Annotated in this window: 15 protein-coding genes, 2 tRNA genes and 2 pseudogenes; 9 read left to right on the forward strand and 10 right to left on the reverse strand. The window is 66.9% G+C overall.

Annotation, left to right across the window (positions count from 1 at the left end):
• The first annotated feature begins 27 nt into the window (after positions 1 to 27).
• Positions 28 to 1,356 carry a LuxR C-terminal-related transcriptional regulator gene (locus SK803_RS27675; RefSeq protein WP_319969042.1) on the forward strand — a complete coding sequence of 443 codons (1,329 nt, stop codon included), beginning with the start codon at positions 28 to 30 and terminating at the stop codon, positions 1,354 to 1,356.
• A gap of 207 nt (positions 1,357 to 1,563) precedes the next feature.
• Here SK803_RS27675 and SK803_RS27680 read toward each other — a convergent pair whose 3' ends face one another.
• Complete coding sequence (locus tag SK803_RS27680; protein WP_319969043.1) at positions 1,564 to 2,802, reverse strand: helix-turn-helix domain-containing protein; 1,239 nt, start codon at positions 2,800 to 2,802, stop codon at positions 1,564 to 1,566.
• 307 nt (positions 2,803 to 3,109) lie between these two features.
• On the opposite strand from SK803_RS27680, the gene SK803_RS27685 reads away from it, so the two are divergent.
• Complete coding sequence (locus SK803_RS27685) at positions 3,110 to 3,592, forward strand: PH domain-containing protein (RefSeq protein WP_406601591.1); 483 nt, start codon at positions 3,110 to 3,112, stop codon at positions 3,590 to 3,592.
• Positions 3,589 to 5,121, forward strand: a complete 1,533-nt coding sequence (locus SK803_RS27690; RefSeq protein ID WP_319969044.1) for a PH domain-containing protein — start codon at positions 3,589 to 3,591, stop codon at positions 5,119 to 5,121. The genes SK803_RS27685 and SK803_RS27690 overlap by 4 nt, the downstream gene beginning before the upstream one ends.
• A 25-nt stretch (positions 5,122 to 5,146) precedes the next feature.
• On the opposite strand, the gene SK803_RS27695 is transcribed toward SK803_RS27690, so the two are convergent.
• Entirely contained in the window at positions 5,147 to 6,082 is a 936-nt protein-coding gene (locus SK803_RS27695) for a GlxA family transcriptional regulator (protein ID WP_319969045.1), read from the reverse strand.
• 77 nt (positions 6,083 to 6,159) lie between these two features.
• Here SK803_RS27695 and SK803_RS27700 point away from each other — a divergent pair, with 77 nt between their 5' ends.
• Positions 6,160 to 7,419 carry an MFS transporter gene (locus SK803_RS27700; protein ID WP_319969150.1) on the forward strand — a complete coding sequence of 420 codons (1,260 nt, stop codon included), beginning with the start codon at positions 6,160 to 6,162 and terminating at the stop codon, positions 7,417 to 7,419.
• Here the strand turns inward: SK803_RS27700 and SK803_RS27705 are convergent.
• Complete coding sequence (locus tag SK803_RS27705) at positions 7,351 to 8,868, reverse strand: helicase HerA-like domain-containing protein (RefSeq protein WP_319969046.1); 1,518 nt, start codon at positions 8,866 to 8,868, stop codon at positions 7,351 to 7,353. The genes SK803_RS27700 and SK803_RS27705 overlap by 69 nt on opposite strands.
• A 72-nt stretch (positions 8,869 to 8,940) precedes the next feature.
• Here SK803_RS27705 and orn point away from each other — a divergent pair, with 72 nt between their 5' ends.
• The 3 genes from orn to SK803_RS27720 all read left to right on the forward strand — a co-directional run bounded on the left by orn (position 8,941) and on the right by SK803_RS27720 (position 11,437).
• Positions 8,941 to 9,546, forward strand: a complete 606-nt coding sequence (gene orn / locus SK803_RS27710; protein ID WP_319969047.1) for an oligoribonuclease — start codon at positions 8,941 to 8,943, stop codon at positions 9,544 to 9,546.
• A gap of 66 nt (positions 9,547 to 9,612) precedes the next feature.
• A tRNA-His gene (locus tag SK803_RS27715) sits at positions 9,613 to 9,685 on the forward strand.
• 126 nt (positions 9,686 to 9,811) lie between these two features.
• On the forward strand, positions 9,812 to 11,437 hold the full coding sequence (locus tag SK803_RS27720) for an ABC-F family ATP-binding cassette domain-containing protein (protein WP_319969048.1): 1,626 nt from the start codon (positions 9,812 to 9,814) through the stop codon (positions 11,435 to 11,437).
• 1 nt (position 11,438) lies between these two features.
• Here the strand turns inward: SK803_RS27720 and SK803_RS27725 are convergent, their stop codons facing one another.
• Positions 11,439 to 13,436, reverse strand: coding sequence for a PQQ-dependent sugar dehydrogenase (locus SK803_RS27725; protein ID WP_319969049.1), 1,998 nt, complete (start codon positions 13,434 to 13,436; stop codon positions 11,439 to 11,441).
• A gap of 87 nt (positions 13,437 to 13,523) precedes the next feature.
• Positions 13,524 to 14,657, reverse strand: a complete 1,134-nt coding sequence (locus tag SK803_RS27730) for a L,D-transpeptidase (RefSeq protein WP_319969050.1) — start codon at positions 14,655 to 14,657, stop codon at positions 13,524 to 13,526.
• A 281-nt stretch (positions 14,658 to 14,938) separates the two neighbouring features.
• Here SK803_RS27730 and SK803_RS27735 point away from each other — a divergent pair.
• Positions 14,939 to 15,012: transfer RNA gene (locus SK803_RS27735), tRNA-Lys, on the forward strand.
• 126 nt (positions 15,013 to 15,138) lie between these two features.
• Here SK803_RS27735 and SK803_RS27740 read toward each other — a convergent pair.
• Positions 15,139 to 16,361: pseudogene (locus tag SK803_RS27740) on the reverse strand (IS110 family transposase).
• 320 nt (positions 16,362 to 16,681) lie between these two features.
• Between SK803_RS27740 and SK803_RS27750 the strand changes: the two are divergent.
• On the forward strand, positions 16,682 to 17,350 hold the full coding sequence (locus SK803_RS27750; protein ID WP_455032249.1) for a cytochrome P450: 669 nt from the start codon (positions 16,682 to 16,684) through the stop codon (positions 17,348 to 17,350).
• Positions 17,351 to 17,959: 609 nt separating this feature from the next.
• Here the strand turns inward: SK803_RS27750 and SK803_RS27755 are convergent.
• The 4 genes and pseudogenes from SK803_RS27755 to SK803_RS27770 form a co-directional block, all read right to left on the reverse strand.
• Positions 17,960 to 18,769 (reverse strand): DUF1883 domain-containing protein, encoded by an 810-nt coding sequence (locus SK803_RS27755; protein WP_319969052.1) that lies wholly within the window; start codon positions 18,767 to 18,769, stop codon positions 17,960 to 17,962.
• Between the two features lie 261 nt (positions 18,770 to 19,030).
• Complete coding sequence (locus tag SK803_RS27760; RefSeq protein WP_319969053.1) at positions 19,031 to 19,243, reverse strand: hypothetical protein; 213 nt, start codon at positions 19,241 to 19,243, stop codon at positions 19,031 to 19,033.
• Between the two features lie 289 nt (positions 19,244 to 19,532).
• Positions 19,533 to 19,846 (reverse strand): annotated as a pseudogene (locus SK803_RS27765) (transposase); the annotation flags it as partial.
• Positions 19,847 to 19,868: 22 nt separating this feature from the next.
• Positions 19,869 to 22,034, reverse strand: a complete 2,166-nt coding sequence (locus SK803_RS27770) for an ATP-binding protein (RefSeq protein WP_319969054.1) — start codon at positions 22,032 to 22,034, stop codon at positions 19,869 to 19,871.
• Between the last annotated feature and the right edge of the window lie 24 nt (positions 22,035 to 22,058).

The raw sequence follows: 22,058 nt of genomic DNA on the forward strand, positions 1-22,058 counted from the left end.
CGGCCTCCGAAGAGGGGGCTTGAGCACATGACGGTTCCCGGCCGGACCACGGATCCTCGGTCCAACGCCGTGCACAATCTGCGCGAGGCACGCATCGCACTGGACGAAGGCAGACCAGGCGAAGCTCTGGAGTTCGCCGAGAAGTCCGTGGCCGCGTTCGCCTGGCTGGACGACGTCGAGGGCGTGGCGGAGGGCGTGCTGACGCAGTCCGTGGCGCTCGGCAAGCGCGGTCTGTGGCCCAGCGCGCTCGACACCATCGACAGGGTGCAGGAGATCGCGGCGGCGAACCGCCACATCGGACTGCAGGCGCGGTGCAGCTTTTCCCGTGCTGTGGTGGAACTGCGGCTCGACTCGCGGGAACGCAGCTTCAACTCGTTCGCCCGCGCGCTCGGCCTCGCGGAGCTCACCGGGGACAACGAGTTGATCGGCTCGGTGTTGTTCGAACAGGCACGCGTGATGCGCATGCAGTACCACGAGCACTGCATGATCCGCACTGAGGAGAGCCGCTGCAGCCTCGACGGCGAACCGTGCGTGCGCAAGCTTCGGCGCGCGGAAGCCTTGTGCGCACAGGTGCGCGACAGGTGGAAGCAGGTCGGCGATCCGGTGCGGATGGCGATGGTCAACGTGCTGCTGACACACGTGCGCATCGATCTGGGTGAACTTGACCGCGCACACCGCAGCTGGCAGCGCGCTGACCAGTTGCTTGCCGGAAGGAACCGCCCGGTGGCGCGGGCGGAGGCGCTGATGGCGCGGGCCAGGATGAGCGGGGCGCGCAAGCGGTACTCCGACCAGATCTCCCAGCTGACCCAGGCCGCTGAACTCGCCATGAGCTGCCTGGCGCGGGAAGTGGCCGTGCACGCTCACCAACAGCTGAGTGAGGCGTACGAACGATCCGGCGACTTCGAACGGGCGTTGAGGCACGCGCGGCTCCAGTTGGAGCAGTACCGCTTGTGGGAACTGCAAGAGGGGCGCGATCTTCTGCGCATGCGCGAGCACGACCTGTCGTCACGACTCGTGGAACAGTTGGCGCACAGGCGTTTCGAGCCCAAGCGCGAGGACGCCGTGGTGCGTGTCCCGCACAGCGGTGAGTTGCACGAGACCGCTACCGCGGAACACACGAACACCCGCATCGCCCGCGCGTTGCGAGCAGGGCTCACCAAACGCGGCATCGAGGTGCTGCGGCTCGTGGCCGCCGGAGCGAGCACGGCGATGATCGCCGAGTCGCTCGGGCTGTCCCCCAAGACGGTGCAGAACCACCTCCAGCGGATCTACAGCACGCTTGACGTCAACGGGCGTGCCGGAGCCATCGTCTGGTGGATGAGCTTGACCAATGGCGAGTCATCCATTGTCAACTGATTGACAACTGGTCCGACCAGACCGTCGTTCAATCGCCCGTTCGGTCGCTTGCCGTTGACGAGGTACTGCCGGTTTCTGGGTGTTTTACCCATGTCCGCGGAGTGGAATTGGGTGATGTGGCGGGTAACTGGTCTGTGTCATGCTCCGTTAACAAGGTGTCCAGTTAATGAGCGAGGTGCAGTCATGACGGGGCAACGTCGCCCGCCGTCAGTGCTTGCGCAGCGCGATGCGAGCCACGTCGCGCCACAGGAGCGGATCAACGCCCTCGGGGTTGATGTGCTCCAGCAGCGCGGCCAGTGCCGTGCGCGCGCCACCGCTGCTGTCCGGGTCGACCTCGTCGGCCGCCCGCACGAGCAGCAGGTGGCACCTCAGTTGCTGCTCGGCGTCCAGCTGCCCGGTCGCGATAGCGCTTTCCGCGAGCTCCCGCGCCCGGTCGACTTCGCCGTCCCGCAACGCGAGTTCCGCCCGCAGCGCGCGAGCGTGCGCGAGCAGGCCGTCCTGCCGGCGCATCGCCGCGACGGTCGTCTCCACCTTGTCCAGCAACGAAACGACGTCGTCGAGGTTCGCGCCGGGAGTGCGCAACGCGATGGACGCACCGGCCAGGCGGACGCGGCAGCGGTACTCGGGATCGCCGTCGTAGTCGTCGAGCATCTCGACGGCTTCCCGGATGCAGTGCGCGGCTTCGGTTCGATCGCCCAGTCGATCGGCGACCTTGGCCCGCGCCCACCACGTGGAGATGGCGAGCCGGTCGCGCCCGAGTTCGGGCAGCCGCGCGGAAAGCTGGTCCACCACCTGTTCGGCGTCGGCCAGACGTCCCGCCGCGGTCAGCTCCGCGCACAACGAGATGAGCGCGCGGGTGTTGACCCGACGCACCCGTTCGCCGTCGCCGCTCGCCAGCTCCACGGCCTCGCTCGCGGCCTTCACGGATTCGGCCGTCCGGCCGAGGCGCCGCAACGAGGATGCGCGCAGGATCTCCACCAGCGCGTCCACCGCCGGACCGGGAGACCACGACTTGCGCAGCTTCGCCGCCGCCAGCAGCAGACCCTCGTGGTCGCGCTGCCTCGCGAGCATCACCAGGCGCGTCCAGCGCACGCACCAGCCGAACATCTCCTCGTCCGACCGCTTTCCCAGCGTTTCCAGCAGGTCGACGGCCATCACCAGGTCACCGTCGTGGTAGGCGAGCAGCGCCTCACACCACGCCAGCGCCTCGTCCTGCATCGCGGTGCGGTCCTCGTCGACCATCAGTTCGGACGGGTCGACGCCGAGCACCTCGGCGAGCCTGCGCACCACCGCGGGCGACGGCACCCGTTCGCCGGACTCCAGCCTCGACACGTAGCTCATGGAGACACCGGGGCACGCGAGGTCCTTTTGCGACAAACCGCGTTGCAGCCGGACCGCCCGCAACCGCGCACCGAACCTCGTCAACGACTTCCTGCCCTCATCCACGGCCGCCACCTATCGAAGGAGCCCCTCAATGAACTGGAACACTATCGCTCGAACCCTCACAGCTGTGATCCTCAGTTTGGGCGCTGTGGCGATCGCGGCGGGCCCGGCGTCCGCCACTGAGCGCAACGGTGGTGGCGGCATGCCGTTCACTCCGCCGTACGCCACTCCCTGCAGCAGCCGCTGATCACTTCGGCCGGTTGAGGTGGTCTTGCCTCCCTCGCAAGCAAGACCACCTCAACACGCGAACGTCAATTGGCGCACCTGGCCACATCGCCAGTTGTGAGTGAGGCACCCTTGTGGGGTGACTCTGCAACTGCGCACGCCTCGTCACCAGGTGAGTCCGAAGTCGGTCCTGCTGTGGACGATGCAGGCCGCCCTGTTCTGGCTGGTGCTGTTCGTGCCCCAGCTCATCGTGTTCCTGCTGGTGAGCTCCCCGCCCACGTGGGAGCTGGCGCTGCTGGTCGCCACGCTGGTCGTCGGCATCGTGCACACCGCGGTCGAGCCGAGCTGGCGGTACCGCGTCCACCGCTGGGAGACGACGCCGGACGCCGTGTACACCCTCTCCGGCTGGCTGAACCAGGAGTGGCGGGTCGCCCCCGTGTCGCGGATCCAGACGATCGACACCAAGCGCGGGCCGTTCCAGCAGATGCTCGGCCTCTCGACGGTCACGGTGACTACCGCGTCGGCCGCCGGTCCGGTCGAGATCGAGGGACTCGACCACGAGGTCGCGCAGCAACTCGTGGTCGAGCTGACGAACACCACGCAGGCCACGCCCGGTGATGCCACGTGAGCACTCCTTCGGAGGTGCCGGCCGGGCTTCCCGCCGCACCGGAGTTCGTCGAGCCGCTGCAGGAATGGCACCGCCTGCACGTGCGGATGCTGGTCGTGCGGCCGCTCAACGAGAGCATCGCGATGCTGGTGCCGATCCTCGTGCTGCTGTTCACCGGCAACGGCGAGAAGTGGCGGCTCATCGCCAGTGGCGCCACGGTCGCGGCGATCCTCGCGTTCAGCTATCTCATCTGGCGCACCACGAAGTACCGCATCACCGACGACCAGGTCGAGCTGCACACGGGTTTGCTGACCCGCAAGCAACTCGCGGTGCCGCGCGATCGCATCAGGACGGTCGACCTCACCTCGAAGCCGGGCCACCGCATCTTCGGGTTGTCGGCCGTGCGGATCGGCACCGGGCAGCAGGACGTCCCCGGCACCGACGGCCTCACGCTCGACGCGGTGACGCAGCAGGAGGCCGAGCGGCTGCGGTTGTTGTTGCTGCAGAAGACAGTCGCGCCCAGGACCGCTGCTTCCGGCGAGTCCGCCGAGCCGCACGCGGAACCGGTGATCGCGGAGTCCGAGGTCATCTCGCAGCTGGACCTGAAGTGGCTGAAGTTCGCGCCGCTCTCGCTGTCGGGCCTGGTCGCGATCGGTGCCGTGTTCGGTGTGCTGTCGAACTACGCCGACGACCTCGGCCTGCACCCGGTCCAGGACCTGTGGGAGTGGCTGTTCGAGCACCCGAGCTTCACGCTGCTCGGCGTGTTCGTGATCGCGCTGATCGTGGTCGGGCTCGTGCTGTCGATCCCGCTCTACATTCTTCAGTTCTGGAACTACCGGCTGACCCGCGAGCCCGACGGAACTCTTCGCGTGCAACGAGGTCTGCTCACCACCCGCTCGGTCTCGGTGGAGGAGCAACGACTGCGCGGCGTCGACATCCAGGAACCACTGCTGGTCCGCGCGGGCAAGGGCGCGAAGCTCGCCGCCGTGACCACGGGCCTGGGCTCGAAGGGCGAGAGCAACCTGCTGCTGCCGCCGGCACCGTTGTCCGTGGCGCACCAGGTCTCGCAGAACGTGCTGAAGGTCCACGACGACCCGACCCTGCGCAAGCTCCGCAAGCACCCGTTCGCCGCGTTGCGCCGCAGCATGATCCGGCACGTGGTGCCCTGGATCGTGATCGCGGTCGGACTCGCGATCTGGGCGCCGTCGTGGGCCTGGCCGATCCCGGTGGCGATCCTCCCGTTCGCCGCACTCGTCGGCTGGGACAACTACCGCTCGCTCGGCAACGCCCTGGACGACCGCTATCTGGTGACGCGCAACAACTCCCTGGTGCGCAGCACGGTCGCGTTGCAGCGCACCGGCATCATCGGCTGGCGCATCCAGCGGTCGTTCTTCCAGCGCCGCAGCGGGTTGATGACGATCGGCGCGACCACCGCGGCAGGTGCGGGCGTCTACCACGTGACGGACGTCGGCGAGTCCGACGGCCTGGCGCTGGCCGACGAGGCCGTGCCGGACCTGCTGCGCCCGTTCCTGGTCCGCGAAGGCGAATGACGGGTTCCGGGGTGCTCGCCGGGCTTCAGGCCGAGCGGAACGTCTGCCGGTAGGCGCTCGGCGACACCCCGATCGACGCCGCCAGCTGCTGCCGCAGCGCCGCGCCCGTCCCGAATCCCGCGTGCCGGGCCACCTGGTCGATCGGCAGGTCGGTGGACTCCAGCAGGTGCCGGGCGCGGTCGACGCGTTGCTGCGTCAGCCACTGGCCCGGTGACATGCCGGTCTCGGCGCGGAACCGGCGGGTGAACGTGCGCACGCTCATCCGCACCTGGGCGGCCATCGCGGCCAGGTCCAGTGGTTCTTGGAGGCGCTCCAAGGCCCATTCGCGGGCGAGCGCCGTGGAGGTGTCCGGGTAGCTGGGCACCGGGCGGTCGACGAACTGGGACTGGCCGCCCTGCCGCCACGCGGGGACGACGCAGTAGCGGGCCACCCAGTTCGCCACCTCGCTGCCGTGGTCGGACCTGATGACGTGCAGGCACAGGTCGATGCCCGCGGCGACGCCCGCGGACGTCAGCACATCGCCGTCGTCGATGAACAGCACGTCCGGGTTGAGGCGCACCTTCGGGTACAGCGCGCGGAACTGGTCGGTGGTGCCCCAGTGCGTGGTCGCGGGCCTGCCGTCGAGCAGCCCGGCGGCGGCGAGCACGAACGCTCCGGTGCAGATCGACATGATCCGCGGCGCGTTCGTCGTCGTGAGCGCCTCCAGCACGGCGGGTTCGAGCCTGCCTTCCCGCGCCGGCGGGTAGTGGGTGCCCGGCACGAGCACCGTGTCCGCGTCTTGGAGCGCTTCCAAGCCGTGGTCGGGCGCGATGGTGAAGCCGCCGGTGGTGGGGATCGGGCGGCGGTCCGGCGAGCAGACGACGACCTCGTACCGGTCCGCGAGCCGGGCGAACATGTGCGTGGAGCTGCCGATGTCGAAGGCGACGGACCGCTCCAGCGCCAGAACGGCGATCCGATGCATGGCCTGATTCTTTCACATGTTGGCCATCGGGCCACTGGTCGGCGGGGACGGCGTCACGGAACCTTGTCGCCGTGAGACTGCATTGGGCCTGGGTTGTCGCAGGTGTGTCCTTCATCGCCTTGGTGGGTGCCGCGTCGTTCCGCGCGGCACCTGGTGCGTTGATCGAGCCGTTGCGGGCGGAGTTCGGCTGGACGACCGGCACGATCTCGCTCGCCATCTCGATCAACCTGTTGCTGTTCGGGTTGACCGCGCCGTTCGCGGCCGCGCTGATGGACAGGTTCGGCGTGCGGGTCGTGGTGACCTGCGCGTTGACGTTGGTCGCGATCGGCAGCGGGCTGACGGTGTTCATGACCGCGTCGTGGCAGCTGGTTCTGCTGTGGGGCGTCGTGGTCGGTCTCGGCACCGGCTCGATGGCGCTGGCGTTCGTAGCGACGATCACCGGACGCTGGTTCGTGAAGCACCGCGGCCTGGTCACGGGCGTGCTGACGGCGGGTGGCGCGGCCGGCCAGCTGGTGTTCCTGCCGACGGTGGCCTGGCTGTCCGAGTCCTACGGCTGGCGGTACGCGTCGCTGGTGATCTGCGTCGCCGCGCTGGCCGTGGTGCCGTTGGCGGCGTTGTTCCTGCGCGAGTACCCGCGTGATGTGGGGCTGCTGCCGCTCGGCGCGACCGAGGACACTCCCCCGCCGCCGTCCGGTGGTGCGGCTCGCCGCGCGCTGACGGCGTTGGGATCAGCGGCCAGGACACGGCCGTTCTGGCTGCTGGCCGGCGGGTTCGCGATCTGCGGTGCGTCCACGAACGGTCTGGTGGGCACGCACTTCATCCCCGCCGCGCACGACCACGGCATGCCGACGACGACCGCGGCCGGGTTGCTGGCGCTGGTCGGCGTGTTCGACATCGTGGGCACGATCGTGTCCGGCTGGCTGACCGACAAGGTCGACTCGCGGATGCTGCTGGCGGGCTACTACCTGCTGCGCGGCCTGTCGTTGATGATCCTGCCGCAGTTGTTCGGGGCCAGCGCGCACCCGTCGATGCTGGTGTTCATCATCTTCTACGGCCTGGACTGGGTCGCGACCGTGCCGCCGACGGTGGCGTTGTGCCGCCAGTACTTCGGCATGTCCGGGCCGGTCGTGTTCGGCTGGGTGTTCGCCTCGCACCAGCTCGGTGCGGCGCTCGCGGCCTCCGCGGCCGGGCTCACCCGCGACCACCTGGGCAGCTACGACCTGGCCTGGTACGTCGCGGGCGCCCTCTGCCTCGGCGCGGCCGTGTTGTCAGCGTCGCTTGCGCGAAGTCCCGAAGAGACCCCGCGTGATCTCGCGCGCCAGGGCGCTGCCGGCTGACCGCAGGAACGACTTCACGGCGCTGTTGCCGAGCACCTTCTCGACGAGCCCCGGTTCCTCCTTCTCCTGTCGCTGGGGAGGGGCTTCCGGGGCTTGTTCCTGTTGCGGCGGCGCCACTTTCTGCATCAGCTGCTCGTAGGCCGACTCGCGGTCGACGGTCTCGGAGTACTTGCCGTGCAGATCTGAGCCCTGGGCCGCCTGCCTGATCGCGTCGTTGCCGATGGTGTCCATCAGCGAACGCGGCGCTCGCAGCCTCGTCCACGCGACCGGGGTCGGCGCGCCCTTCTCGCTCAGCACGGTGATGATCGCCTCGCCGATGCCGAGCGACGTGAGAGCCTTCTCCAGGTCGTAGTGCGGCGTGGTCGGGTACGTCTTCACCGTGCGCGCCAACGCTTTCTGATCATCCGGCGTGAACGCGCGCAGTGCGTGCTGGACGCGCGCGCCGAGCTGCGACAGCACGTCGTTCGGGATGTCGGTCGGCAGCTGCGTGCAGAAGAAGACACCGATTCCCTTGGACCGGATGAGTTTCACGGTCTGGGTGATCTGGTCGAGGAACGCCTTCGACGCGTTCGAGAACAGCAAGTGCGCCTCGTCGAAGAAGAAGACGAGCTTGGGCTTCTCGACGTCGCCTTCTTCCGGCAGCGTCTCGAAGAGTTCGGCCAGCAACCACATCAGGAACGTGGAGAACAGCGCCGGGTTGCCCTGCAGCTCGGCCAGTTCCAACAGGCTGACGACACCCTTGCCGTCGCGTTGCCGCATCAGGTCGACCGGGTCGAGCTCCGGTTCGCCGAAGAACCTGTCGCCGCCCTGCGCCTCCAGGTTCACCAGGGCCCGCAGGATCACGCCCGCGGTCGAGCTGGACACCCCGCCGATGCCCTTGAGGTCTTCCTTGCCCTCGTCGCTGGTGAGGTGCTGGATGACGCTGCGCAGGTCCTTGGTGTCGAGCAACGGGAGACCGCGGCTGTCCGCCCAGTGGAAGATCAGGCCGAGCGTGGACTCCTGGGTGTCGTTCAGGCCCAGCACCTTCGACAGCAGGATCGGGCCGAAGCTCGTGACGGTCGCCCGCAGCGGCACGCCGAGGCCGCCGGTGCCGATCGACAGGAACTGGGTCGGGTACGCCCGCGGCTGCCAGTCGTCGCCGGTGTCCTTGGCGCGGGTGGCGGTCCGATCGCTCGTGGCGCCCTGCTGGGACAGTCCGGACAAGTCGCCCTTCACGTCCGCCATCAGCACCGGCACGCCGTTGTCCGACAGCTGTTCCGCGAGCAACTGCAGCGTCTTCGTCTTGCCGGTGCCCGTCGCTCCGGCGACCAGGCCGTGGCGGTTGACCATGGCCAGCGGGATGCGGACGTGCGCGGTCGATTCCACCTGACCGTCGACCAGCACGGCGCCCAGTTCGATGGCCGCGCTCTCGGACTCGTATCCAGCAGCGATCTCAGACTGAGCCGTCATGCACGGGGAGCGTAACCAGGTTGCTGCACGCCGCCACTCGAAGTTGAGCCCTCGCGCAGTAATGTTTCCGGCGTGATGGATCGTCTGGTGTGGATCGACTGCGAGATGACCGGACTCGACTTGGGCAAGGACGCTCTGATCGAGATCGCGGCACTGGTCACGGACGCCGAGCTCAACGTGCTCGGCGACGGCGTGGACATTGTGATCCACGCGGATGACGAAGTGCTCGCCTCGATGCCGGAAGTCGTCATGGAGATGCACGCCAAGTCGGGTCTGACCGAAGAGGTGCGCGCCTCGGCGGTGTCGCTGGAAGAGGCGGAGGCCGCCGTGCTGGCCTACATCAAGGAGTGGGTCCCGGATCCGCGGACCGCTCCCCTGGCCGGCAACTCCATCGCCACGGACCGCGGCTTCATCGCCCGCGACATGCCCGCGCTGGACGCGCACCTGCACTACCGCATGGTCGACGTGTCGTCGATCAAGGAGCTGTGCCGGCGCTGGTACCCGCGCATCTACTACGCGCAGCCCGGCAAGGGTCTCGCGCACCGAGCCCTCGCGGACATCATCGAGTCGATCCGGGAGCTCGCGTACTACCGGCGCACGGCGTTCGTCCCGCAGCCGGGTCCGTCGACCGAACAGGCCCAGGCCGTGGCCGCTGAGCTGCTCAAGAACGCCGAATGACCCCCTGATTTCAATATCGGTGGATGCCATTGCTATGCTTCCTCTGCCGGTCAACGACCGGTGATGGTGGGTGTAGCTCAGCTGGCAGAGCACTGGGTTGTGATCCCAGGTGTCGCGGGTTCAAGTCCCGTCACTCACCCGGATAAGCCGGATTATGTTCGCAGAAAGCGCGAACATAATCCGGCTTCGTTGTGTTTTCTGGGGGCCAAGCCCCCAGACCCCAGCCGGGGGCAGGCCCCCGGACCCCCAACCGTCGGAGCGCCCTGTGACCACGCTCGTCGCCAAGGATCTCGCCGCGGGTCACGGTGATCGCGTCCTGTTCTCACGACTCGATCTCGTGGTCGCGCCGGGTGACGTCATCGGGCTCGTGGGCGTGAACGGCGCCGGCAAGTCGACGTTGCTCAAAACGCTGGCCGGTCTGATCCCCGCCGAAGAAGGCCGCGTGACGTTGAGCCCGCCGGGCGCGAACGTGGGCCACCTCGCGCAGGAGCCGGAGCGTCTCGAAGGTGAGACCGTCCGGGAGTTCCTCGCCCGCCGCACCGGTGTCGCCGCAGCTCAGGCCGCGCTGGACGTGGCCACCGAGGCGCTGACCGCCGGCAACGACGAGGGCTACTCCGACGCGCTGGACCAGTGGCTCGCGCTGGGTGGCGCGGACCTGGAGGAACGCTCGCTGGAGGTCATCGCCGACATCGGGCTGACCGTGGGCCTGGACGCGTTGACGACCTCGCTGTCCGGTGGTCAGGCCGCGCGGGCTGGCATGGCGTCGTTGCTGCTCAGCCGCTACGACATCTTCCTGCTGGACGAGCCGACCAACGACCTGGACCTCGACGGCCTGGAGCGGCTGGAGAAGTTCGTCACGGGCCTGCGCGCGGGCACGGTGGTGGTGTCGCACGACCGCGAGTTCCTGGCCCGCACGGTGACCAGCGTGCTGGAGCTCGACCTGCACCAGAACTCCGTGCGGCTGTACGGCGGCGGCTACGAGTCGTACCTCGAAGAGCGCGCGCGTGCCCGCAAGCACGCCCGTGACGACTACGAAGAGTTCGCGGACACCAAGGCCTCGCTGGAGGCCCGTGCGCGCATGCAGCGGTCGTGGATGGAGAAGGGCGTGAAGAACGCCCGGCGCAAGGCGGGCGACAACGACAAGAACGCCCGCAAGTTCCGTGCCGACGCCACCGAGAAGCAGGCCTCCAAGGCCCGTCAGACCGACCGCATGATCGAACGGCTGGACGTCGTCGAGGAGCCCCGCAAGGAGTGGGAGCTGCGGATGGAGATCGCCGCGGCGCCGCGTTCCGGTGCCGTCGTGGCGTCGTTGCGGGCGGCCGTGGTCGAACGCGGTGGCTTCCGGCTGGGTCCCGTCGACCTGCAGATCGACTGGGCGGACCGGGTGGCTATCACCGGTGCGAACGGCGCGGGCAAGTCGACGCTGCTCGCCGCACTGCTCGGAAGGGCAGAGCTGACGTCCGGTTACGCGACCTTGGGCTCCGGTGTCGTGGTCGGCGAGGTCGATCAGGCCCGTGGGCTGTTCCTGGGCGAGCTGCCGCTGGTGGAGGCGTTCGAGGAGGCCGTGCCGGAGATGAACCCGGCCGACGTGCGGACGTTGCTGGCCAAGTTCGGGCTGAAGGCCACGCACGTGATGCGTCCGGCGGCCTCGTTGTCGCCCGGTGAGCGCACGCGGGCGGCGTTGGCGTTGCTGCAGGGGCGCGGGGTGAACCTGCTGGTGCTGGACGAGCCGACGAACCACCTCGACCTGGCCGCGATCGAGCAGCTGGAGTCGGCGCTGGAGAACTACCCCGGCACGTTGCTGCTGGTGACGCACGACCGGCGGATGCTGGAAGCCGTGCAGGTGAACCGTCACCTGGCCGTTGCCGGCGGCCAGGTGACGATCTCCTGAGCTACCTGAGGTCGAGCTCGTAGATCTGGGTCGTGCTGTTGTTCGGGATGGAGTCCTTGTCCCCGTTGGACGTCGTGAGCCAGAGGTCGCCTTGCGGGGTCCTCTCGACCGTCCTCAAGCGACCGTAGGCGCCTTCGAAGAAGACCTGTGGCTCACCGCCGATCGGGATCCGGTAGAGCCGCTGTCCGCGCAACGCCGCCAGGTACAGCACGTCGTCCACAACGGCCAGTCCGCTCGGGGACGCCTGGCTGACCGCCCAGGTGTGCTTGGGAGCGAGGAAGGTCGGTTCGCCGCACTCGCCGGACGTGCCCTCGCAGGCGGGCCAGCCGTAGTTGCCGCCGGGCCTGATCAGGTTGACCTCGTCCATGACCGAGTTGCCGAGCTCGGCCTCCCAGAGGCGGCCGCGCGAGTCGAACGCCAGGCCCTGCACGTTGCGGTGGCCGTAGCTGTAGACGTACTTGCCGGGGAACGGGTTGTCGCGCGGCACGCTGCCGTCCGGGTTGACGCGCAACACCTTGCCGCCCAACGAGTTCAGGTCCTGGGCGGTGGACGCGACCTGGCCGTCACCGGTGGCGACGTAGAGCTTGCCGTCCGGGCCGAACCTGAGCCTGCCGCCGTTGTGGAACTTGTTGCGGGGCGCACCGGTGAGCAGGACCTCGTGAGTGCTCGCGTCGAGTTTTCCGTTGACCAGCCTGAACCTGACGAGCCGGTTGTCGTTCGGGCTGGTGTGGTAGGCGTAGAGCCAGCCGTCCTTCTGCTCGACGCCGAGGAGGCCACCCTCGCCGTCGGTGCTGACGACGTTCGGGACGCGGCCGGCGACGGACCTGGTGCCGCCGGGAGCGATGCTGATGATGTCGCCGGTGTCGCGCTGGGCGTAGAACGCCGTGCCGTCCCTGAGGAACTCCAGGCCCCACGGCACATCGGTGTCGCCGGCGATCTTGGTGACCTCGCCGACGGCGTCATGTCCCTTGCGGGTGCCGGCTTTGACCGGGGCGGTGAACGGACCGCTCCTGCCGGAAGTGTCGACTGCCTTGACGGTGAACTCGTAGTCCGTCTGCTGTTTGAGGCCCGCGATCGTGGTCTGCAGGCCGGTGGTGGTGCCGACCTGGGCGCCGTTCGAGAAGACCGCATAGCTCGCGACACCAACGTTGTCGCTCGCCGCTCCCCAGGCGAGCGAGACGCTGTTGGCGGTCAGTTTCTGCACGATCGCGTTGACGGGCGCGGTCGGCGGCTCGGTGTCGGCGACGGCGGCCGGGGTGGTGACCGTGATCGAGTTGCTCGCCTGCGAGATGTTGCCCGCGGCGTCCTTCGCGTTGACGTAGAAGGAATACGTGGTGTTCGGGGTGAGGCGCGTGACGTTGTTGGAGAGCCCCTCGACCGTCTTCACGTACTGGCCGGACTGGTAGATCTCGTAGCTCGTGACGGCCACGTTGTCGCTCGCCGGGCCCCACTGCAGGTTGACCGAGGTGGCCGTGAAGGCCTTGACGCTCAACGTTCCCGGCGCGCTGGGCGGTGCGGTGTCGACGACGCCGGGCGTGCCGTGGACCTCGAACTCCCTGAGCTCGTAGTTCCGGAAGCAGGGCTTGGTCAGCAACACCCGGACCCAACGGCCGAAGCCGGTGAGCTCGATGTTGTCGTCGCCGCCGGCGCCCTTGTCGGTGCTGTGGACGTCACGCCAGTACACGCCTTCCGGCGACGTCTGGACGGAGTACTTCCTCGCGCAGAGGGTGCCCCAGCGCAGCACGACGCGGTTGATCGTGGACATCGAGCCGAGGTCGATCGAGATCCACTGCCGGTCGCCGTTCTCGCTGCGCCAGCTGGTCCGGCGATCGACGTCCGTCGCCTTGGTGGCGACGTGCCGGGCGTTGCTCTCGCTCGACGCCGTTGCCGGTCTGGCGAACGAGAGCAGCGCGTCGTCCGCATGGGCTGGTGGTGCCGCCACCGCCGTGAGCGCGATCGAGGTCGCGACCACGAGCAGTCTTCGCAGCGGTGAAGCCACGGTGCCTCCCAGAATGATCGGGCGGCGGTGGCGGCGTCAGCCTTCCACAAACGTTTTCAGTGCGCTAGCACCCTGAGCAGGCGGGAACTAGCGGTTGCCCTGCACCCACTGCGTCCACGGCACCTGCCAGTCGCCGAAGCCGTCCCACGGCTCCAGCGCCGGGCCACCGGAGTTGGTGACGACGACCACGTCACCCTGCTTGCTGTTGTCGATGACCCACTTGGCGTTCTCCGGCGAGAGGTTGAGGCAGCCGTGGCTCACGTTGCGGTTGCCCTGGTCACCGATGGACCACGGCGCGCTGTGGAAGAAGATGCCGCTGTTCGACATCCGGTAGGCCCAGTCGACCGGCGTCTTGTAGCCGCCGTTCTCCAGCGCCAGGCCGTAGGTGGTCGAGTCCATGATCATGTGGTTGTACTTCTCCATCAGCACGTACGTGCCGATGGGGGTGGCGTCGGCCGGCTTGCCCATCGAGGTCGGCATGGTCCGCACGACCTGGCCGTTGACCTTGACGTTGACCTGGTGCGTCTGTCCGTCCGCCTCGTAGATCACCGAGTCGCCGACCGTGGTCGTGATCGTGCGGTCTTCCTGGCCGTAGATGCCGTCACCGATGTGCTTGCCGTAGACCTTGATGTTCATCGTGATCTTGGTGCCCGGCTTCCAGAACGCCTCCGGCCGCCAGTGCACCTCCTTCTTGTTGAACCAGTAGAAGGCGCCCTCGACCTTGGGCTCGGTGGTGATCTCGAGCATCTTCTCGGCCGCGACCTTGTCGGCCACCGGCTCGTCGAAGTAGAAGGCGAGCGGCTGACCCACACCGATCGTGGTGCCGTCCTGCGGGTTCGTCGACACGTAGGTCAGCGTCCGCGGCTTCACCGTGGTGAAGCTCGACTCCTTGGTCTCCGCCTTGCCGTCCTCACCGGTCGCCGTGGCGGTCAGCTTGTACGTCTTCGAGTACCCGAGCGGCTCGGTGTTCGTCCACTGCGTCGACTCGGGGTTCATCTTCCCCTCGACGACCTTGCCCTCGGGGTTGGTCAGCTTGACCTCGGTCAGCTTCCCGTCGGCCGCGGTGGCGATCACCGGCAGCCCCGGCGACACGTCAGCCGCGCCGTTGTTCAACGCCAGCGTCAAAGTGACAGGCTTCGGCGGCGGAGGAGCACTCGACGACGGCTCCCCCGACCCGCCGGCGTTCTCGCCGCCACCTGAACAGCCTGCGATCAGGATCACAGCGATTCCCGCCGCGACCACCCCACGACCGCGCCTGCCCCACATCCCCATGGACGTACTTCCGATCTGCTTGTCGCCGCTCCCGAGACTGCCTGCACGAAGTCGTTTCGGCGTCCCCCGATTAGGTGACGACAGGAGGTGGGCCGAAGTTGCCCGAGTGGCCGGATCGTTACGTGGCCGACGCACCCCCAAACCGGGGCTGACCAGCCGATTGGGAGCGCCTCCGAGGCGTGTGCTAACGTTCTTCACGTCGGAACGGCAAGTGACCGGCACACAAACAAGCGCCGCTAGCTCAGTTGGTTAGAGCAGCTGACTCTTAATCAGCGGGTCCGGGGTTCGAGTCCCTGGCGGCGTACTCCAGAGAAGCAGGTAGAGATTCGTCTCTACCTGCTTTTTTGCGTTTCCAGACTCATCGTCATTCTCCGTTTCACCGTTGTCGATCATGGTTTGCGAGCCCGAGGACATCCCTGGGATTAAGGGATCAGGCCGCTGCTGCCTCGGTGTGATGACCCCAGGCTATGGCCTCGTCGTAGGTCGTGTGGGTGACGAGGCAGCCGTGAACGATCCCAACGAGGCGGTTGCCGACGTGGCGTAACGCGGCGTTGTGCGGCAGTCCTCGTGCGCGTTGGCGGTTGTAGTAAGCGCGTGCTCCAGGTGAACCTGCCAGCGCGGCCATCGCCTGGCGCATCAGTGCGTCGATGAGTCTGGTGTTGCGCACGTATCGGGCGTTGACAGTGCTTCTGCAGCCGGAGGCGACGGTGACCGGGCTGGTGCCGGCGTAGTTTTTGCGCGCCTTCGGCCCGGCATAGCGGTCCGGGTCGTCCCCGAACTCACCCAGCACCCGGCCGCCCAGGACCACGCCGATGCCGGGTTGGGAGAGGTAGATCGCCGAATCCGGGTGTTCGTGGAAGCACTCGATCAGCTCCCGCTCGAGGTACGCGATCTGCTCAACAGTCGCGGCGATCATCGTGACGAACGATCGCGTGGTCGTGGCGTACGCCTGCTGCACTGCGACCGGTAGGCCTAGCTGCTCTGTTCGGAGCCCGTCCTGGATCTTCCGAGCTCGCTCGTCGATCTTGCGCCTGCCCGCATGACGCAGGGCGGTGGTGATCTTCGCGAGTGACAGCTTCGCCGCGGTGTCCGGATCTGGGGCCTGCTGCAGCAAGTCCACGGCCTCTGTGGCGGCGAGTTCCTCTCCGAACGCCGCCAATGCGCCAGGATAGAAGTCGCGCAGCTGTGCCCGCAGGCGGGCGACCAGCCGCTGCCTGTCCCAGATCAGGCTCTGATGCGCGCGGGCCAGCAACTTGATCGCTTCGACCAGATCGCTGTCGCCCGCGATTGGGCGCAGCTGGTGGGAGTCGGTGCGCACCATGTCCGCCAGCACGTGCGCGTCCGCAGCGTCGCTCTTCGCACCGGAAGGCGAGAACCGCTCACGGAACCGGAACGTCTGCCGCGGGTTGACCACGAACACCCGATAACCAGCCGCACCAGTGCCGCCACCCACGGACCACGATCGGTCTCGATCCCGACCAACACCTGCTCCGGTTCAGCGTCCAGCCCGATCCGCTCGGCGATCAGCCCGTGCAGCCGAGTAATCCCCTCCACTCCTTCCGGCAGCCGGGCCTTCACCAGAGCCCGTCCGCTCTCGTTCATGATCTCGATGTCGTGATGACCTTCAGCCCAGTCATCACCGACGAACAACACGCCACACACCTCCCACTCGATCCTGGACGACATCGGGAGAACGCCAGCAGCCAACGGTCAAGTGCTCACACCAGCGCCACGGTGCGGCACGACATCCCTTCAGCGGTCACTCCCCCAGCCACCAGCAAGCGCACGAACCCAGGCAGGACTCACGAACTCCGAACGAGCCAAGTGCTCACCCGCTAAGCAGCCATCTCGGTCCAGAACGTCGGCGCGACACAGTGCAGTCTTCTGCGTATCGGTCAAAGGTGAACCCGAACGGATGAGACCGAAATCGTTCTATCTGCGCGGACTTGGGTGCCTGGTGCGGCCATCATCAGATGGCCGCACCAGCGCTTGCCCTACGCGGCGTTCAGCGCCTGTGCCAGGTCGGCGATGAGGTCTTCGGGGTCTTCGAGGCCTACCGACAACCGGACCAGGCTGTCCGCGATGCCGTGGCGGCCCGCGTCGCCGTCAACGAGGCCGCCATGTTGTCCATGGCTCTGCTGTTCGCCGGCCACGAGACGACAGTGGTCCAGATTGGCATGGGCGCACTGCTCCTGCTGGCCAACCCAGATCAGTGGAACGCCCTGCGCGATGACCCCGGCCTCATCCCGAACGCCGTCGAAGAAATCCTCCGTGCGCCCGGCAAAGGCGGCGGCGGCATCCCCCGCTACGCCCGCACCGACATGGAGATCGACGGTACCGCCATCCGCGCCGGCGACCTCGTCCTACTCGACAACGGCGCCGCCAACCACGACCCGGCCGTCTTCGCCGAACCGGACCGCGTCGATGCCACCCGCAAGGCTGCCGCCCACCTCACCTTCGGCCACGACCTCCGCTGCTGCATCGGCGCCCCACTGGCCCGCATGGAACTACAAGCCGTGTTCTCCCAACTGATTCCACGCTTCCCCACCATGCGCCTGGCCATTCCCGTGGAGAGCCTGTCGGTCCGGCGCGAGATGCTGACAGGCGGACTCACCGCTCTGCCGGTGATGTGGGACCGCTGATCTACCGCACGCGTCGGCGTCACGTCGGCTAGGCGCGGCGAGCAGCGTGCACGCCTGCGGCGCCCAAGACTCCGCGCAGCTGTCGTGACACGACGAGACACCGGATGCAAGAGCGGATACTGCACGTCACAGGCACCCGGAGGTGACCGAATGACGGTCCAGCCCGAACACGACAGTGCAACGGTGACGCGATGCTGGTGCTGCGGAGGCGAGTTCCCCGAAGCCGAACTGGTGCGCCTCGGGCAGCACCCCGAGGTCGGCGTGTGTCTGGCTTGCGCCAACTGGTTGCGGCGCCGCAACCATGCTGCGCCGCGACGAACTGCACTCGTCGCCCATTGGACGCCTACGGACCGGGGTTCACGCCGTCCGTGAGAGGGCGATCAGGAAGAGCTGGCATGAGCGCGGACGTCTGGGCGTGCTGCTGCGCTGGCTGGACCGCCACCTGCCGTGAGCACGACTTGACCCGGTACCCCGGCATGAGAAGGGGAGAGACTCGCCAAGCTGGCGGGCGTGATCCACAGGCGCTGCGCTACTACGAGCGGCGTGGACGATTTCCCCAGCCTGGTCGACCGGGCAACGACACATGGGTCTCACTCCGATTCGCCGTCCTCAAGCGACCTCTCGGGTGGCAGAGATGACGATCTCCGCGATCTCGGCGGCGATCTCCTCCAGGGTGCTGTCGGTAGTGCTACGGGCCAGCTTGTCAGCGAGCGAAGGGCTGTAGGAAATGACCTCCGCCTTAGTGAGCTGGTGCCACAGCGGCAGCATGACCTGCGAGCCGTCGACAGTTCGGGTGACCAGACCGTCCAGCTCGTACTGCGCCCATCCCTTGGCGAAGAACGACTCGGAGAGCACGACCACACCGAACGCGCTGTTGGCGATGCCTTGGTCGATCTTGCGCCGGAGGCTGTCGCCGAGCTTCAGCTCGAACTCGTCATACCAGACCCGCAGGCCCAGGCCCTGGCCCTGGCCCTGGCCCTGAAGAGCGTGAGCGAGGGGACGGACAATCTCGTCCTTGTCCTCGGACGCATGGGAGATGAACACGTCCCACTGCTTGGAGATGAGCTCGTTGTCGACGTGGTTGAGCGCGGCAACGGACTCCGCGAGCCGATCTAGCGTGGGCATCGACCGCTGGCGCAGTTCGGGCAGCGCTCCAGGGAGCACCTGCACGGACGCGCGACCGCTGCCCCTCATGCCGCCGTAGTCGATCACGAGGTACCAGTGACCCGAACGGGGAACCTGTAGGCGCACCGGCGAGCGGGTCGCCTGGCCGCCGTAGCCGGTCGCGCGCCGTCCTGCCTTGAACGAGCTGAAGTTGGAGCTGTCGAAGAGGCGGACGTTGGCGGCGTTACCGCTCAGCTTGACCTCGACGATCGCGCCGCGTGGCTGGTGCTTGAGGTCCCAGGAGTTGAAGTTCATGCACGGACTCCATGTCGCCCTGCGGTCGCGCTCGTGCGGCCGTTCGGCCTAGGTCTAACACACACCTCCGACAAACCGGGCTATGGATTCCGGACGTTGCTCATCGCCGCCGAGCGGGCACGCCAGGTCTTCCGCGATCTGCGCAAAGGTGGTGTGTGCGGTCGGGCCGACTTCGATGAGCGTGAAAGGGACGGGGCCGGTCCAGTCGCCGTAGCCGACCAGGTGGATGCAAGGCTCGGTGACAGTACAGATTCGCCACCGTCACGACCTTTCGGACATCTCGTAGGCACGATGCTCGTGGCTAACGGCGAGCAGCTGAGCCTGCCGTGATCGACCAGCCTGCGAGATCGACTGGAGCATGCCGGGTCCGACCTCGGCCCACCCGATCAGCAGCACCGGCCCCACCGCGTCGAACGCAGCCTTGCCATAGTCATCCGACAGCAGTGGATCTGCCACGTTGAGCGCCAACGTCACGGCGCTGACGAAGAGCGTGAACCGTCGCAGTGGTTTCAAGACCTCGGTGGACGCGCGCCGTGCAGGGCGAGGTACCTCGTCGCCAGAAGAAGCCCGAGGATCGACAAATCAACAGCTGGTGCGACAAGCGGGGCCACCCACACAGGCACTCCCAACTGCATCGCCAGACTCAGAACATTGCCGACCCCAAAGAGAAACGTCAGACCAACGACCGCCGCGATGATCACCGTGACCGCCCGCGACACGTCCTGCAGGATCCCCGATTGCGAGCCCGAGACATCCCTGGAAGTTAGGCGACCCGCTCGGTGCGGTGGGCCCAGGCGGTGGCTTCGTCGTAGGTGGTTCGGGTGGCGAGGCAGCCGTGAAGGATCCCGACGAGCCGGTGGGCGACGTGCCGCAGAGCGGCGTTGTGCGACACACTGCGGGCCCGTTGGCGGTCGTAGTACGCCCGCGTGCCTGGCGAGCTCCGCAGGGCGCACATGGCCTGGCGCATCAGCGCGTCGATCAGCCGTGTGTTGCGGACACGACGGGATTGACGGTGGACCTGCGCCCGGACTCAATCGTGACCGGGCTGGTGCCGGCGTAGTTCTTCCGCACCTTCGCTCAACTCCCACAGGCAGCTGAACTATTGCTCGCCGCGCTGAGGTTGGTCGCATCGTGCGCGGACAAGATCGGCATCTGGGTGATCGAGCTCGTCCAGGATCGCGAAAGCTGCTTCCCAAGCAGACAGGGCTGCCACTCTCCTCCCGAACACGTCATGAGTGTCACCCAGAACCTTCAGGGTCGAGGCCTCTCGGTAGCGGTCGCCCAACTCCCTCCAGATGGCGAGCGCCTGGCGAAGCGTTGTCAATGCTTGCTCGTCCTCGCCCCTGTGATAGCGAGAGAAACCGATACTGTCTAGGGCGATTGCTTCGCCTGTACGGTCATCGAGCGCCCTGTGGAGCGCGAGCGCCTGCTCGCAGAAGACAAGGCTTTGGCTGTAGTCACCAAGCTGCGCATGGCACCATCCGACGCTCTCCAACGCCTCTGCCTCGCCTGCTTGGTGGCCGGTCGCTCGCCACAAGTCAAGTGCTTGCTGCACATGATCGAGCGCCGCACTGTACTGATCCTGCCACTCGTTCACCCAAGCAAGGAACCTATGCGTGCGAGCTTCGCCGTCCTGATCACCTCGCGCTCGCTCCAATTCCAATGCCCGTCCCAGTTCGAGTACTGCTTCGTCATACCTGTTCAGCCTGGCGAAGGCATGGCCGAGTAGGCGGTGAGAGATGGCCTGCGCGAGGCGGTCGCCGAGGGCGTCAGCCGCCGCGGCGGCTGTTCGCTGAGTATTCATGTAGTCGATCCAGTGACCTTGGCGGTAGATGAACGTCGCCAACGACCACGGCAACTGCCATGCGTGGACGTGGAAGCCGTTGCGCGCTGCGTAATCGACTACGGCAAGAAGTACGCCGCGCTCAGCTATAAACCATGTCATTGCGTGCTCGTAGTCGTCGATGTGCTGCTCCACCACACCGGTCCGCGGTGAGGCCAGCGCGATCCGGTCCCGGTGTGGGTACAACCGACGTTCAGCTTCGAAGCTCCTGTGCAGATAATAGTCGAGCATGCGGTGTGCTGCTTCTTGCTGATGGGCGATGCTTTCTTCTTTATCCAGGCGTTCGGCGGAGTAGGAACGCAGAAGATCGTGAAACCGGAACCTCCCAGGTACATGCTCTTCCAGCAGGTGAGCCCGGGTGAGCGCAATGAGCTGTTGACGAGCTTGCGTCAGCGGTACGGCAGCCAGGCTCGCGGCAGCCACCACATCGATGTCTGGACCTGGGTGCACGCCAACCAGCCGAAACATGCGGGCAACGTCGGGCTCAAGCGCTCGATAAGACCACAAAAACACACTCCGAAGATTCATCTGTGGATCACCAATGTCAAGGCCTTCCAGCCGCGTGTGTCCGTCGCGAAGTTCACGAACCAGAGAGGTCAGCGGCCATGATGGTCGCGCGTGCGCGCGTGCGACTGCGACCCCCAACGCCAACGGTAAGCGGGCACATTGCCGCACGAGTTCGTCGACAGCGTCGGGATCGGCCGACGATCTCTCTGCGCCCAGTCGCCGAACTACTAGCTCGGCGCCCTCCTGGAGACTAAGGACATCCAGGGTGATCGATCGCGCACCTTCAGCAACAAGGCCCAACAGTTGATCACGGCTTGTTATGATCGTCAGGCATGAGCTACCCCCTGGAAGTAGCAGACGCACTTGCCCCGCGTCTCTAACATTATCCAATACGAGCAGCAGGCGACGGTTAGCGATCAGCGTCCGAAAGAGAGCCAGCCGGGCATCGAGATGAATCGGCATTCGAGACGAGGAGACTTCGAATGCGTCTAGGAACATCCTGACAGCATCCGACGGATGGAGCCATAAATTCGCATCACTGTAACCCTGCATGTCGACGTAAAGCTCGCCATCAGCAAATTTATCGACGACCTGATGCGCCCAGTGGATGGCAAGCGAGGTCTTACCGACCCCGGCAGTACCACAGATGACCACAACGTTGGACTCATCCGAGGTTTCCTCAATCTGCGTCAGCGCCCTAAGCTCGCGCAGGCGTCCCACGAAGTGCCTTGTCACAATCGGCAGTTGCCTCGGCACTGCGGCGGATATGCCCGTAGGTGCGTGGAGGTGAACGTCGCCGTGCACCGCACCCGCTTGCAGAACAATGCCGCTCACCATTCCGTGCACCGCGTTGATCGAGCCAGTCGGAGGTGGCCCGGACGCGCGGCTTGCGACTACTGAAGGATCATCGCTCATCTCGCCTCCAAGACCTGCTTCGAT

It is taken from the genome of Lentzea miocenica, assembly GCF_033949945.1.
In the GTDB taxonomy this organism is placed as follows: domain Bacteria; phylum Actinomycetota; class Actinomycetes; order Mycobacteriales; family Pseudonocardiaceae; genus Lentzea; species Lentzea miocenica.